The sequence below is a fragment of the Asanoa iriomotensis genome (assembly GCF_016862515.1).
Taxonomy (GTDB): domain Bacteria; phylum Actinomycetota; class Actinomycetes; order Mycobacteriales; family Micromonosporaceae; genus Asanoa; species Asanoa iriomotensis.
In genome coordinates, this window is the sequence record NZ_BONC01000021.1 from 84246 (window position 1) to 97751 (window position 13506).

Here is a 13506-nt window from a genome sequence, read left to right on the forward strand (position 1 = left end):
CTTCTTAACTGAGAGGGGCCGCGCCTTGCGGGCCTGGTGGCGCGACACCGCGGGCGGCCTGCCCGGCAGCTTCTGGTACCTGTGGACCGGCCAACTGGTCAACCGCGTCGGCGCGGTCGCCATGCTGATCATGTCGGTCTACCTGACCGACGAGCGCGGCGCCTCGGCGAGCCTGGCCGGACTCGTCGTCGGGGCCTACGGCCTCGGCGGCGTCGCCGGCACACTGCTCGGCGGCGTGCTCGCCGACCACTGGGGCCGCCGGACCACCCTGTTCTGGGCGCACGCCTTGGCGGCGGCGCTGATGGCGGGCCTGGCCTTCGTGCACAGCCTGGCCGTGATCGCGGTGCTGACCCTGCTGCTCGGCGTGGCCCACTCGATGCCGATGCCGGCGTTCGTCGCGGCGATCGTCGACGTGGTCCCGGCGGAGCGCCGGTCGCGGGCGTTCAACCTGCAGTTCTGGTCGTTCAACCTGGGCATGGCCGGTGCCGGGTTGCTGGCCGGCGTGCTCGCCGAGGTCAGCTACGTGGCGTTGTTCCTCGCCGACGCGGGCGCGACCGCCGTCACCGCGGTCGTGATCGCCTGGAAGGTGCCGGAGACGTTCCGTCGCCACACCACCGCACAAGCGAAGAAGGGCGGGCTGGCGACCGCGCTGACCGACCGCACCTACCTGGTGTTCGTCGGGCTGACGTTCCTGCTCGCCGCGTTGACCTTGCAGACCTCGACGATCATGCCGCTGGCGATGCGGGCCGACGGGCTCAGCCCGGCCGCGTACGGGACGGTCGTCGCGGTCAGCGCCGCGCTGATCGTGGTCGGCCAGCTGTTCGTGCCCCCGCTGATCGACGGTCGCCGCAAGCACACCGTCCTCGCGGCCGCGCTGGTGTTGATCAGTCTCGGCTTCGGCGCCCTCGCCTTCGCCGGTCACCTGGCCGTCTACCTGCTCGCCGCGGTCGTCTGGACGGTCGGCCAGATGCTCGCCGCACCGCCCAACGCCGAGGTCAACGCGGAGCTGTCGCCCGAGGAACTGCGCGGGCGCTACCAGTCGGTGTTCAGCCTGACCTTCCCGGCGGCCGCGTTCCTCACGCCGGCGCTGGGCGGCCTCAGCCTCGACCACCTGGGCGACTGGCACTGGGTCGTGATCGGCGGGATCGGCCTGCTCGCCGCGGCGGGTCACCTGCTCACCGGCCCGGCCCGCGACCGGGAGGCGGCTCGCCGGGCGGTGCGGGTCCGCGAGCTAGAACGCGTAGCGGGCTGACTTCGCCGGCAACCCGTCCGCCCGGACAAGGTGGACGGTCGCGCCGTCGAGCAGGTCCGCCGACCCGGGCATGCTGCGCACGACCCGCCCGGTCAGGTCGACCACCTCCAGCGCCTCGTTGCCGCGGAGCACGAGGTGGTCGTCGTCGTACCAGCCGGCCACCCCTTTCGCGTCGAACTCGGCGGTCACCTCGCCCGTGGTCAGGTCGACGATCCGGGCCTGGTGCTCGTCTCCCCAGTCGAGGACCGCCACCGCCCGCCGACCGTCGGGCGACACGTCGGCGCTCGTCCGGACGGCCGCGTTGCCCGTGAGCCCCAGCGTGCGCAGCGTCCTGCCGTCGAGGTCGTAGAAGCGGACTCCCACCGTCCTGTCGGGGATGCTCTCCCCCGCACCGCTGGTGAGGGTGTGGCCGATGGTCCGGCCGTCGGGCATCCAGAAGAAGCCGAGCCCACGGGAGTTGAGCGTCTGCATGTCGGCCATCGGCACGAGGCGGCCCGCCTTGGCCGTGGCCGCGTCGACGACCATGAACCCGCCCGGCTCGTCCTTGCCGAGGCTGCTGATCAGCACCCGCCGTCCGTCGGGCGACCACTCGACGCCGTTGACGTAGGTGTCGTAGCCGGACACCCAGCGCACCGAGCCCCGCGCGCCGTCCATGATCCCGCCACGTCGGGTGTCGGCCACGAAGAAGCGCTTCCCGTCGGGGGACGGGACCACGACCCGGTACGGAAGCTCCCGGTACTGGCCGATCGCCGGATCGAGCACGTAGGAGCGGCGGTCGTCCGGCCCGCTGCCGGCGGAGTTCGGTGTGGCGCGCGCGTACGCGGCCGCCACGACCTGTGGTGTCTCGGGCAACGCACCCGGCGTCGGCGAGGTCACCGACGGAGTCGGCCCGATCGGCACGGGCTCACTGTCGCCACCGGGTCGCAGCGCCAGCGGCACGGCCACCGCGACCGCCACCACCACCACCACCGCGGCGGCACCCGCCACGATCCGCCTGCGCCGCCGCCGTTCGGCGAGCTGGATCGCCTTGGCCGCGAGGTGCGGTGGTGGCGGCACGTCGGTCAGCTCGCGCAGGGCGCGGCGCAGTTCGGCGCTCATCGCCACTCCTCGGTCAACCGTGGCGCCAGCTCGGGGCAGAGCACCCGCAGCCGTTCCAGCCCGCGGGCGGCGAGGCTGCGCACGGTCGCCGGCCGGCAGCCGAGCAGCTCGGCGATCTCGTCGTCGGGCAGGTCCTCGAGATAGCGCAGCACCAGCACCGCCCGGTGCTTCGGGCTGAGCCGGCCGAGCGCCGCGCGCAGCGCGAGCCGCAGGTCGACGGTCGCGGTGCCGTCGGACACCCGCCGCTCGGGCAGGCGGTCGCTGGGCAGCTCGCGGCCGAAGCTCGGCCGCCGGAACCAGTCGATCTGCTCACGGCACATCGTGCGGCGCAGGTAGGCCTCGGGGTTGCCGTCCCGCACCCGGCCCCAGTGCCGGTAGGCCTTGGCCAGCGCCGACTGCAGCAGGTCCTCGGCCTGCTGCGGGTGCCCGGTCAGGCCCATGGCGAAGCGGAACAGCCCGGCGGACCGGCTCGCGACGAAGGCGCTGAAGTCGTGCCGCGTCTCAGCGTCCACGCCACCTCCGTCGTTCCACGACGCTAAGAACGTGGCCGGACGTGAATCTGTTGCACCCGGCTCAGGCGGACTCGCGGATGATCAGCTCGGTGGGCAGCATCGTCACGGCCTCGATCTCCTCGCCGGCGACCAGGCGCATCAGCTGGCGGGCCATCTCGCGGCCGATCTGCTGGATCGGCTGGCGCACGGTGGTCAGCGGCGGCTCGGTGTAGCGGGCCATCTCGATGTCGTCGAAGCCGATCACCGCGACGTCGTCGGGCACCCGCCGACCGGCCTCGCGCAGCACCCGCAGCGCGCCGTGCGCCATCAGGTCGGAGGCCGCGAACACCGCGTCGAGCTTGGGGTCGTCGTCGAGGAGCTGGCGCATCGCGACCGTGCCGGACTCCCGGGTGAAGTCGCCGATCGCCACGATCGAGCGCCGGTCGGAGTCGCGCAGCGCCTGCCGGTAGCCGGTCAGCCGGTCGATGCCCGCCACCATGTCCTGCGGGCCGGCGATCGTGGCGATCCGCTTGCGGCCGGAGTCGAGCAGGTGCTGGACGGCCGAGACCACGCCGCCGATCTGGTCGACGTCGACGTAGGGCACCTCGACCGTGGCCCGGCCGAGCGGGCGGCCGCTGCACACCACCGGGATGCCCATCCGGATCAGCGCGGCCGGCAGCGGGTCGGCGCCGTGCATCGAGGCGAACATGACGCCGTCGACGTGCCGGCTCATCGTGTAGCGCTCGACCCGGTCGTGCCCGGCGGTGGAGCCGGCGATCAGCAGCACGAGCTGCTTGTCTGCGGCGTCGAGCTCCATCGAGACGCCGCGGATGATGCCGTGGAAGAACGGGTCGTCGGAGAACACCCGGGTCGGCGTCTCCGGCAGGATCAGGGCCGCGGAGTCGGTGCGCTGGGTGACCAGGCTGCGGGCGGCCAGGTTGGGCACGTAGCCCAGCTCGCGCACCGCGCGCCGGACGGCCTCCTGGATCGGCTCGGCCACCGTGGTCGAGCCGTTGACCACGCGCGACACCGTCGCCCGGGACACGCCCGCCCGCCGCGCCACCGCCTCGAGCGTCGGCCGCTCGCGCGTTCCGTTCTTGGCCCTGGTCAAGAGATCACCCCGTGCGTAACGCCGTCAACAGCGTCGGGTCACCGTTGACCACCAGCACATCGAATCCCACCCGGCCGTAGAGCGCCAGCAGCAGATCGCTGGCCGTGCCCTCGGCCTGCACCCGGGCGGGCGGCTCGTCGGTGTCGAGGATGGTGTCGGTGTCGAGCAGCGCGACGCCCTCGCCGCGCAGCCGCACGAGCCATTCCTGGTCGGTGTCAGCAGCGAAGAGGTGCACCACGCCGTGCGGGCGTTCGCCGGTCTGCCGCCGGCCCGCCGGCAGCCAGGTGTCGAGCACCTCGGAGATGCCGTCGGCGGCGAGCTTGGACTCGATCGGCTCGCTGGCCGCCAGCGAGATCTGCGCGTCCCAGCGGTGCACCGCGGTCTCGAGCGCCATCCGCCGGTGCCAGAACGCGGCCCGCTTGGACTGCGGCGCCCAGTTCCACACCGGCGCCTCGGGGTCGACGGCGTCCAGAGTGGAGAGCAGCGTGTCGCAGCGCATCTGCCACCAGGCCAGCGCGGCCTCGCCGGCGGGCGCCTCGGAGGCGGTGTGGTCGGGGTCGGGCCGTTCGGTGGTGCCGCGCTCGATCAGCCAGACCGTCCGCTCGTAGCAGCCGCCGAGGTGCTGCACGAGATCGCCGATCGTCCACCCGGGGCACGACGGCACCGGGGCGTCCGGCGGGGCCTGGGCCACCGCCGCCCCGAACGCGGCCGACTCCGCGCGCAGCCCTCCGAGCCAGAAGTCCTTCGAGCCGTGCAGTCTGGTCATCGGATGCTCCTTCGGTGCAGGCCGGACCGTCGCCACGAGTGCCGGAGCCTCTCAGCCTAGGGTGAACAGCGTGCCAGACGTTAGCCACGAACCACCGACCGCCGCCGGCCCGCTCGCTCCGCGAGCGTTGGCCGACTTCACCACGCTGCGGTTGGGCGGGCCCGCTGACCAGGTGCGCACGGCCGAAGACGCCGATCAAATCGTGCAAATGGTACGCGCGGCGGCACAAGCCGGCGCACCCGCCATGATCCTTGCCGGCGGCAGCAACGTCGTCGTCGCGGACGCCGGCGTGCCCGGCCCGGTGGTCCTCGTCCGCTCCCGTGGCCTCGAGGTCGTCGAGTCGACCGGGACCGACGTCGTGGTCCGGGTGGCGGCCGGCGAGCCGTGGGACGAGTTCGTCGCGGCCACGGTCGACGCCGGCTGGTCCGGCGTCGAGTGCCTCTCCGGCGTGCCCGGCTCGGCGGGCGCGACCCCGATCCAGAACGTCGGCGCCTACGGCCAGGAGGTCGCGGAGACGATCGTCGGCGTCGAGGTCTACGACCGGGTCGACGACACCGTCCGCCGGATGGCGCCCGCGGAGTGCCGCTTCGCGTACCGCACCAGCCTCTTCAAGCACAGCGACCGGTGGGTCGTGCTCTCCGTCGACTTCAAGCTGGCCCGCTCGACCGAGTCGGCGCCGGTCCGCTACGCCGAGCTCGCCCGCGCGCTGGCCGTCGAGCAGGGCGACCGGGTGCCGCTGGCCGAGGCCCGGGCCGCGGTGCGGGCCCTGCGCGCCGGCAAGGGCATGGTGCTCGACCCGGTCGACCACGACACCTGGTCGGTCGGCTCGTTCTTCACCAACCCGGTGCTGCACGCGTCCGCGTACGAGTCGCTGCGCACCCGCGCCGCCGGCATCGGCGACCCACCGTCGTGGCCCGGCCCGGGCGGTGTGGTCAAGGTCAGCGCGGCCTGGCTGATCGACAAGGCCGGCTTCACCAAGGGGTACGCCGGCCGGGGCGGGGTGGCCATCTCCGGCAAGCACACGCTGGCGCTGACCAACCGGGGCCAGGGCAGCACGGACGCCCTGCTCCACCTGGCCCGGGAGATCCGCGACGGCGTGCACGAGCGGTTCGGCGTGACCCTGCACCCGGAACCGGTCCTGGTCAACTGCAGCCTCTAGAAGAAGGGGGCCCGCTCGCGCGGACCCCCTTCGGTTACCCCCACTGGACCCCCGGGTACGCACCGGGCTGGGGGTGTTGTGCTCAGGCCTCGAAACGCTGGCGCCGGCGGAAGACCGTCGCCCAGAGTGCGATGACGACGCCGACCAGCAGCACGCCGCCGCCGACCCCGGCCAGCACGCCCGCGTCCGCGCCGGTCTGCGGCAGCATCGGAGTCGGCGTGGGGTCCGGCTCCTGCCTGGGCGGCTCCGTCGGAGTGTCGGTCGGCGTGCAGTTGTAGCCCTGCGTGGCGGGGTCGCAGGCGTTGGGTGCCGCGACCACGTAGGCGGGCGCGGCCTGCGCCGCCGCGCTGCTCAGCGCGACCGCCGGGACCAGCAGCGCGAAACTGGCGAGAATGAGGGACAGCCGGTTACGCACAGCCTGTCCTCCCCGTCTGTGTGATGGGTTGTTGTCGAACGTCCCAACGAGGCGGTGGCGATTTAGGTGTCGTGTCCGGTTAGGAGAATTTTGTCACCGCGGCCCAGGCGACCGTGACCTCGCCGAGTCGCCAGCGGGCCGGCCGGTCGAGCACGGGCCAGCCGGCGGCCTTGACCTCGGCCACCGCCCGCAGCCAGCGCTGCCGGGCGCCGAACGCCGCGTACGGCGCCGCGTTTCGCCAGGCGTCGTCCAGCGCGCGCAACAGGTCGTGCACGGGCTCGCCCGGCACGTTGTGGTGGATCAGCGCCTTGGGCAGCCGCTCCGCCAGGGTCGCCGGAGTGTCCAGGGTGGACAGCCGGGCGGCCAGCGTCAGCGAGCGCGGCCCGGAACGGTCCAGGCAGACCCAGGCGGCCAGCCGGCCGAGCTCGTCGCAGGTGCCCTCGACCACGAGGCCGTCGGGCGCGAGCGCGCCGGTCATCGTCGCCCAGGCCCGCGCGACCTCGGCCTCGTCGTACTGGCGCAGCACGTTGAGCGCCCGCACCACCACCGGGCGCAGACCGGCGAGCTCGAAGCCGCCCCGGGCGAAGGTCAGGCCCGGCGGGTCGGCGGACGGCGCCGCGGCGGCCACCCGCTCCTGGTCGATCTCCAGGCCGACCACGCGGACGTCCGCGCGCACCCGGGCCAGCCGGGCCCGCAGCTCGACGGCGGTCACCGGGGTGGCGCCGTAGCCGAGGTCCACCACCAGCGGGTCCTCGGCGTCCCGGAGCACAGGGCCGGCACAGTCCGCGATCCAGCTGTCCACCCGGCGCAGCCGGTTGGGATTGGTCGTCCCGCGGGTCACCATCCCGCGCGGGCGCGCGGTCAGGATTGCCGCCCGATGGGACCCTTGGCGACCTTGTGCTGTGCCGCCTGGGCCAACGGCCGAACCACCAGCCGGTCGATGTTGACGTGCTGCGGCCGGGTCGCGCACCAGGCGATGCAGTCGGCCACGTCGTCGGCGGTCAAAGGCATCTCGACGCCCTCGTAGACGGCCGCGGCCCGCTGCTCGTCGCCCCGGAAGCGGATCTTCGCGAACTCGTCGGTGCGCACCATGCCGGGGTCGACCTCGATCACCCGCACGGGACGGCCGGCCAGCTCCAGCCGCAGCGTGCCGGTCATCGCGGTCATGCCGTGCTTGGCCACGCTGTAGCCGCCTCCGCCCTCGTACACGATGAAACCGGCGGTCGAGCTGACCATCACGATCGTGCCGGCCTGCGACGCCTCGAGCTGGGGCAGCAGCGCCTTGGTGACCCGCAGGGTGCCGAGCACGTTGACCTCGTACATCCACTGCCAGTCGGCGACCGAGCCGTGCTCGACGGGGTCGAGGCCGATCGCACCGCCGGCGTTGTTGACCAGCAGGGTGACCTGGTCGCCCAGGCCGGCCACCGCCTCGGCGAGCGCGGCGACCGACTCGTCGGAGGTGACGTCGCACGGCACCGCGACCGCCGCCCCGCCGGCATCGGTGATCTGCGTCACAAGCTCGTCGAGCCGGTCGGCCCGGCGGGCGGCGAGGACGACGGTGAAACCCTCGGTGGCCAGGCGGCGGGCCGTGGCTGCGCCAATACCGCTGGAGGCGCCGGTGACGATCGCGATCGGCATGCCCGCAATCCTCTCGCATCCCGTGGCGCGCCTCACTCGCGGATGAACTCCGTCACGTCCGCACGCCGCCAGTAGGCGTAGCCCGGCGCGCGTAGGGAAGATGTCGCCTGGGGGAGCGGTTGATACATGGGCGCCCGACAATATGGGCCCGCGCGGAAGGAGCAGATGTGGTGCAGGCGCCGTCTGGCGTCGTCCGGCAGCGAGGCTCCCAGCCCTGGCCCCTCCCCCGACGCATCGCCACGTTGTCCGTACACACGTCACCCCTCGACCAGCCCGGCACGGGTGACGCCGGCGGGATGAACGTCTACGTCACCGAAGTCGCCCGGCGGCTCGCGGAGGCCGGCGTGGAAACCGAGATCTTCACCCGGGCCACCTCCAGCGACCTCCCGTCGACCGTCGAGATGGCGCCCGGCGTGCTCGTGCGGCACGTCATCTCCGGCCCGTTCGAGGGGCTGGCCAAGGAGGACCTGCCGGCGCAGATGTGCGCGTTCGCGACCGGCGTGCTGCGCGCCGAGGCCGCGCACGCGCCCGGCTACTACGACCTCGTGCACTCCCACTACTGGATCTCCGGCCAGGTCGGCTGGCTGGCCCGGGAGCGCTGGGGCGTGCCGCTGGTGCACTCCGCGCACACCCTGGCCAAGGTCAAGAACGCCCAGCTCGCCTCCGGTGACCGGCCCGAGCCGCTGGCCCGGGTGGTCGGCGAGGAGCAGGTCGTCGCCGAGGCCGACCGGCTGGTCGCCAACACGACGTTCGAGGCACACGACCTGATCGACCGGTACGGCGCCGAGCCCGACCTGGTCAGCGTCGTCGAGCCCGGCGTCGACCTGGACCGCTTCACCCCCGGCGACCAGCTCGCCGCCCGCCGCCGGCTGGACCTGCCCGCGCGCGGCCACATCGTCGCGTTCGTCGGCCGGATCCAGCCGCTCAAGGCGCCCGACGTGCTGATCGCCGCCGCGGCCGCGCTGCACGCCCGCGACCCGGAGATCGCCCGCGACCTGACCGTGGTGATCGTCGGCGGGCCGAGCGGCACCGGCCTCGACCGGCCCACCGCGCTGATCGAGCTGGCCGCCTCGCTGGGGATCAGCCACGCCGTGCGGTTCCTGGCGCCGCAGACCGGCAGCGCCCTCGCCGACGTCTACCGGGCCGCCGACCTGGTGGCCGTGCCGTCGTACAACGAATCCTTCGGTCTGGTCGCGCTCGAGGCACAGGCCTGCGGCACACCCGTGGTCGCCGCGGCGGTCGGCGGGCTGGTCACCGCCGTCCGCGACGACATCAGCGGCCTGCTGGTCGACGGGCACGACCCCGACGACTGGGCCCGCGCGCTCGGCGGGCTGCTGGCCACGCCCGGCCGGCGGGCCGCGCTGGCGCTCGGCGCCGTCGCGCACGCCAGCGAGTTCTCCTGGCAGCGGACGGCGAGCGGCCTGCTCGCGGTTTACGGTGGTGCGGTGACGGAGCATCGGGAGCGGCTGACCGCCCGGCTCGAGGGCGAAGCGGCGGCTCTGGGCGCGGGCGCCACCGCGTGGTGACGCCCTCGCCGGCGGAGGTCGCGGCGCTGATCGAGCGGGTCTGCGCCGAGCGGGAGCTCGCGGTCGAGCCCACCGGCGAGCTGTCCTACGTCGTGACGCTGCCGGGCACCCACAAGCTCAAGACCACCTGCAACCTGATCGTGGGCGAGCACGCCTTACGGGTCGAGGCGTTCGTGATGCGCCAGCCGGACGAGCGGCGCGAGGAGCTGTGGGCCTGGCTGTTGCAGCGCAACGCCCGGATGTACGGCGTCTCGTTCTCCATCGACCAGGTCGGTGACGTGTACCTCACCGGCCGCGTCGGCCTCGCCGGTGTCACCGAGGACGAGCTCGACCGGCTGCTCGGCGCGGTGCTCACATATGCCGATGACTCGTTCGACACGATGCTCGAAATCGGCTTCGGCACAGCGATCCGGCGCGAGTGGGAGTGGCGGGTCAAGCGCGGCGAGTCCACCGCGAACCTTCAGGCATTCACGCATCTGTTCACGCCGTCGGAGCGTACTGAGCGGTAAGGACCGATGTGATGGGCGAGACAGGCATTCTCGCTTGTCCACCGATCCCGCATAGAACTAGCGTTCTTGTTGGCGCCACGCTCGAGGGGTTTCGGGGGAAACCGAGCGACTGCGTTGGGGGTGGTGGCCCGCCGTTGGGGGACGGCCGGCCACCTGAAAACCGGCGGAGAGCGGGCGACGCTTACGGGGGTGGGCGTCGTCTGCCCCGCCGGTTCGCTCTTTAAGATCGAGAGCGTGTCGCGTCCGCCGCAGATCTTCGCCGTCTCACCCGCCGACCGGCCGCCCGGCACACCGCCCGACCGGCGCAGCGCCCTCCTGTCCCACGCGATCTCGCTGACCGGCGTGCGCCGCGCCAAGGTCTGCTTCGTGACCACCGCGTTCGGCGACGACCCGGCCGGGATCGCCAGCCTGCACGCGGTGCTGGCGGGCGCCGACGACGCCGAGGCCAGCAACCTGGCGCTGTTCCCCCAGCCCAACGTCCGCGACGTGCGGTCCTTCCTGCTCGGCCAGGACCTGATCTGGGTCAGCGGCGGCAGCGTGGTCAACCTGCTCGCGGTCTGGCGGGCACACCGGCTCGACGAGATCATGCGCGAGTGCTGGGAGGCCGGCGTCGTGCTCGGCGGCGGCAGCGCGGGCAGCATCTGCTGGCACGTCGGCGGCACCACCGACTCGTTCTCCGACGACCTCGACCCGGTCACCGACGCGCTGGGCTTCCTGCCCTACAGCAACGGCGTGCACCACGACGCCACCACCCAGCCGCGCAAGGCGCTCTTCCAGCGGCTGGTCGACGACGGCACGCTGCCGTCGGGCTACGCAACCGACGACGGCACGGGGCTGCACTACGTGGGCACCGAGCTGGTCGAGGCGGTGACCGCGACGCCCGGCGCCGACGCGTACCGGGTCGAGCCCGGCGTGCACCGGCCGTTGGGCGCGCGGCGGATCGCGGACAGCCTGTTCTAGTCGGCCTGTAACTCCGCGGTGCCCGGGTTCTTCTCTTTGGGCTCGGCGTCCGGCTCCTCCAGGCTGCCGTACCTGGCGAGCATCAGGCTGGCCGCGATCGCCAGCGCGAAGCCGACCGCCGCCACCGGGATGAAGCCGCGGCGGGTGCTGTCACCCAGGGCCAGCACCCCGACCACGGACGGCAGCACCGTCTCGCCGATCACCAAGCCGGCGGTCACCGTCGTCACCGACGCCCGCTGCAGGCCGATCGTGTAGAAGACGAAGGCCAGGACACCCGCCACCACGAGCGTGTAGACCTCGGGTCCGGTGAACCAATGCACGAAGTCGACGTCGGCGATCGAACGCGCGGCCAGCGCCACGATGCCGAAGAACAGACCCCCGACCAGGCCGAGGCTCGCCGCCCGCAGCGGGTCCTTCAGCTTGAGGACGGCCAGACCGATCAGGGCCAGCACGGGTACGGAGATCGTCAGGCCGATCCGGAACGCCCACGACGGTTGGTTGGCGTTCTCGTGGCCGGCCGAGATGCCGAGCAGGGCTAGGCCGACGCAGACGCCGCCGACCGCGAGCCACTGCGCCGCGCCGAGCCGGAGCTTGAGGATCGGGATCGCGACCACGGCGGTCACCGCGAGGCTGGCGGCAAGGGCGGCCTGCACCAGGAAGATGGGCAGGCTGCGCAGCGCGATGAACTGGGCGACGAAGCCGAGGCCGTCGAGACCCAGGCCGAGGATGTACGGCCACTGCGCGAACACGCGGACCAGCGACTTCGCGTCGACGTTCGCCGAGCTCGGCGCCCGGCGGGCGGCGACCGCCTGGAACACCGAGGCCGAGCCGTAGCAGATCGCCGAGACGATCGCCAAGACCAGGCCCATGAGCTGACCGTACGGCCGGCCGGGTGACCCGTGGGCGGTTTAGTCGGTTTTATCCGGGGTGCCGGCACTCGGCTCGGGCGTCGCCTCCGACTCCGTCGGGCTGGGCCCCGGGCTCGGCGGGTGGTCCTCCGGCACCACGGTGGGCGTCGCGGTCGGGTGCGGTGCGGCGCTGGTCTTCGGCGCCGCCGCCGAGCCGCTGCGCGTCACGGGCCCGGTGCTCGCCATCGGCACCACCAGCGGCGCCTTGTCGTAGACGTCGTACTGGGCGGCCGGCGTCGGCACCTCCTCGCGCGGCGCGTTGCCCATCGCGCCCGAGCCACCCGACGGCCCGCCGGCCACCGCACCCCGCTGCCCGAGCACCCAGCCGGCGCCGATCGCGACCGGCAGGCCGATCCCGAGGATCAGGGCGAGGACCTTCTTCGGCGTGAGCTGCACGGTTGTTACACCGCTCGGAGCGGGCGCGAGGTTACGGGCCCGCGACGAGCACGACGGCGGGTTCGCCGGTGCCCGTCGCCGCCGACGGCATCACGTCCGCGTCGGCCGGCCCGCTGGTCTCGGTCGTCGGGGTCTCGGGCTCGGCCTCGGGCTCGCTGCCGGCCGTGCCGCCCGTGCCGCCCGTGCCGCCGGCCGGTGGCTCGGTGGTCGCGTCCACGGTGCCGGTCGACTCGGTGGTGCTCGGCGTGGTGTCCGGCGTCGTGTTCGGGGTGGTGTTCGGCTCCGCCGGGTCGCTCGTCGGCGTGCCCGGTGTCTCCGGTGCGGACTGTGTGGGTGTGCTCGGCGTGGTCGCCTCCTCCGGCGGCGCCGGTGGCTTGCGGACCGCGCCCAGGGTCACCACGATCCGGCCCTGCGCCGCGGCGAGGGTCGCGTCGTACGTGACGTCGGCCGGCACGGTCGTGTCCGGCACCGCGAGCGGCCCGAACACCCGGGTGCTCCCGTCGTCGACCGTGAGGACGGCCGGGTTGCCGGCCTTGGCCACGACGACGACCGGGCGCGGGCCGCCGGCCCAGCCGCCGACGATCGTGCCGGGGTCGATCGGCGTGCCGCCCGCGTAGGTCAGCGTGTCCGCCGTGCCGAGCACACCGTCGGCGCCGGGCTGCAGGGTCCAGGCCGGCGCGGTGTCGCCCGCCGCGCCGGGTGTCGCCGGGTCGCCCGGCGTGGCCGGGTCGCCGAGCTGGACGATCGCCGGCCCGGCGGCCGGGCCGGCCGTCTTGTCGGCCGGGGGCTCCGGGATCACCACCGCCTTGCCGTCCGCGGCCACGATCACCGCGTCGCTCTTGGCGCTCTCGGGGCCGGTCCAGCCGCCCTTGACCGGCACCACCGTGTAGCGCCACGAGCCGGCCGGCACCCCGGTGTCCGTGCACCTCTCCTTCGCGACGTTCTCCTCGCAGCTTCCCCGCGGTTGCTGTGCGGCGCCGGCCAGGTCGTACCGCTTGATCCGGTAGCTGTCGACCTTCCGCTCGCCGAACGTGTTGGGGGTCCAGGACACGGTGACCGCGTTGCCGTCGGCGGTGACCACGGGTTTGTTGCCGGGCGAGAGCGTGGCGGTCTCCGCGGTCAGCACGACCTCGTCGCTCTGGACGCGCCAGGCGGCGAGGGCCGCCCCTGCGCCGGCGACGAGGGTTACGGCCGCGATGCCACCAAGCACGGCGGGTGAGGTGGCGATCAGTCGTTTCACTTGTTCAACCTTCATGGCTGGGGCGTATCCGGGGGCT

At 73.5% G+C, this 13506-nt stretch carries 15 protein-coding genes; 5 read left to right on the forward strand and 10 right to left on the reverse strand.

Annotated features, from left to right (window positions below; all coding sequences use genetic code 11):
- Positions 1 to 25 precede the first annotated feature (25 nt).
- The gene (locus Air01nite_RS16905; RefSeq protein ID WP_203703377.1) at positions 26 to 1252 is read left to right on the forward strand and encodes an MDR family MFS transporter; all 1227 of its coding nucleotides are present in this window, start codon (positions 26 to 28) and stop codon (positions 1250 to 1252) included.
- Here the strand turns inward: Air01nite_RS16905 and Air01nite_RS16910 are convergent.
- From Air01nite_RS16910 to Air01nite_RS16925, 4 genes are all read right to left on the reverse strand, one after another.
- Positions 1232 to 2350, reverse strand: a complete 1119-nt coding sequence (locus tag Air01nite_RS16910) for a WD40 repeat domain-containing protein (protein WP_203703379.1) — start codon at positions 2348 to 2350, stop codon at positions 1232 to 1234. The two genes, Air01nite_RS16905 and Air01nite_RS16910, sit on opposite strands and share 21 nt — an antisense overlap.
- Complete coding sequence (locus Air01nite_RS16915) at positions 2347 to 2862, reverse strand: SigE family RNA polymerase sigma factor (RefSeq protein ID WP_203703380.1); 516 nt, start codon at positions 2860 to 2862, stop codon at positions 2347 to 2349. The genes Air01nite_RS16910 and Air01nite_RS16915 overlap by 4 nt, the downstream gene beginning before the upstream one ends.
- Before the next feature lie 61 nt (positions 2863 to 2923).
- Positions 2924 to 3952 (reverse strand): LacI family DNA-binding transcriptional regulator, encoded by a 1029-nt coding sequence (locus tag Air01nite_RS16920; RefSeq protein WP_203703381.1) that lies wholly within the window; start codon positions 3950 to 3952, stop codon positions 2924 to 2926.
- Positions 3953 to 3956: 4 nt separating this feature from the next.
- A complete protein-coding gene (locus Air01nite_RS16925; RefSeq protein ID WP_203703382.1) occupies positions 3957 to 4718 on the reverse strand; it encodes a maleylpyruvate isomerase family mycothiol-dependent enzyme in 762 nt (253 codons plus the stop codon).
- Positions 4719 to 4845: 127 nt separating this feature from the next.
- Here Air01nite_RS16925 and Air01nite_RS16930 point away from each other — a divergent pair, with 127 nt between their 5' ends.
- Positions 4846 to 5877, forward strand: coding sequence for a UDP-N-acetylmuramate dehydrogenase (locus Air01nite_RS16930; protein ID WP_203703435.1), 1032 nt, complete (start codon positions 4846 to 4848; stop codon positions 5875 to 5877).
- 82 nt (positions 5878 to 5959) lie between these two features.
- On the opposite strand, the gene Air01nite_RS16935 is transcribed toward Air01nite_RS16930, so the two are convergent.
- From Air01nite_RS16935 to Air01nite_RS16945, 3 genes are all read right to left on the reverse strand, one after another.
- A complete protein-coding gene (locus Air01nite_RS16935; protein ID WP_203703383.1) occupies positions 5960 to 6292 on the reverse strand; it encodes an LPXTG cell wall anchor domain-containing protein in 333 nt (110 codons plus the stop codon).
- A 79-nt stretch (positions 6293 to 6371) separates the two neighbouring features.
- A complete protein-coding gene (locus Air01nite_RS16940; RefSeq protein ID WP_203703384.1) occupies positions 6372 to 7136 on the reverse strand; it encodes a class I SAM-dependent methyltransferase in 765 nt (254 codons plus the stop codon).
- A gap of 17 nt (positions 7137 to 7153) precedes the next feature.
- Positions 7154 to 7930, reverse strand: a complete 777-nt coding sequence (locus Air01nite_RS16945) for an SDR family oxidoreductase (RefSeq protein WP_203703385.1) — start codon at positions 7928 to 7930, stop codon at positions 7154 to 7156.
- 170 nt (positions 7931 to 8100) lie between these two features.
- Between Air01nite_RS16945 and mshA the strand changes: the two genes are divergently transcribed.
- The 3 genes from mshA to Air01nite_RS16960 all read left to right on the forward strand — a co-directional run bounded on the left by mshA (position 8101) and on the right by Air01nite_RS16960 (position 10925).
- A complete protein-coding gene (mshA, locus tag Air01nite_RS16950; RefSeq protein ID WP_425546851.1) occupies positions 8101 to 9456 on the forward strand; it encodes a D-inositol-3-phosphate glycosyltransferase in 1356 nt (451 codons plus the stop codon).
- The gene (locus tag Air01nite_RS16955) at positions 9453 to 9965 is read left to right on the forward strand and encodes a type III secretion system chaperone family protein (RefSeq protein WP_203703437.1); all 513 of its coding nucleotides are present in this window, start codon (positions 9453 to 9455) and stop codon (positions 9963 to 9965) included. The genes mshA and Air01nite_RS16955 overlap by 4 nt, the downstream gene beginning before the upstream one ends.
- 234 nt (positions 9966 to 10199) lie before the next feature.
- Positions 10200 to 10925 (forward strand): Type 1 glutamine amidotransferase-like domain-containing protein, encoded by a 726-nt coding sequence (locus Air01nite_RS16960; protein WP_203703388.1) that lies wholly within the window; start codon positions 10200 to 10202, stop codon positions 10923 to 10925.
- Here the strand turns inward: Air01nite_RS16960 and Air01nite_RS16965 are convergent.
- Genes Air01nite_RS16965 through Air01nite_RS16975 form a run of 3 tightly spaced genes read right to left on the reverse strand, consistent with a single transcriptional unit; the run spans position 10922 to position 13469 of the window.
- The gene (locus Air01nite_RS16965) at positions 10922 to 11794 is read right to left on the reverse strand and encodes a DMT family transporter (RefSeq protein ID WP_203703390.1); all 873 of its coding nucleotides are present in this window, start codon (positions 11792 to 11794) and stop codon (positions 10922 to 10924) included. The two genes, Air01nite_RS16960 and Air01nite_RS16965, sit on opposite strands and share 4 nt — an antisense overlap.
- Before the next feature lie 39 nt (positions 11795 to 11833).
- The gene (locus tag Air01nite_RS16970; protein ID WP_203703391.1) at positions 11834 to 12229 is read right to left on the reverse strand and encodes a hypothetical protein; all 396 of its coding nucleotides are present in this window, start codon (positions 12227 to 12229) and stop codon (positions 11834 to 11836) included.
- 31 nt (positions 12230 to 12260) lie between these two features.
- Positions 12261 to 13469, reverse strand: coding sequence for a hypothetical protein (locus Air01nite_RS16975; RefSeq protein WP_203703392.1), 1209 nt, complete (start codon positions 13467 to 13469; stop codon positions 12261 to 12263).
- Positions 13470 to 13506: the final 37 nt, after the last annotated feature.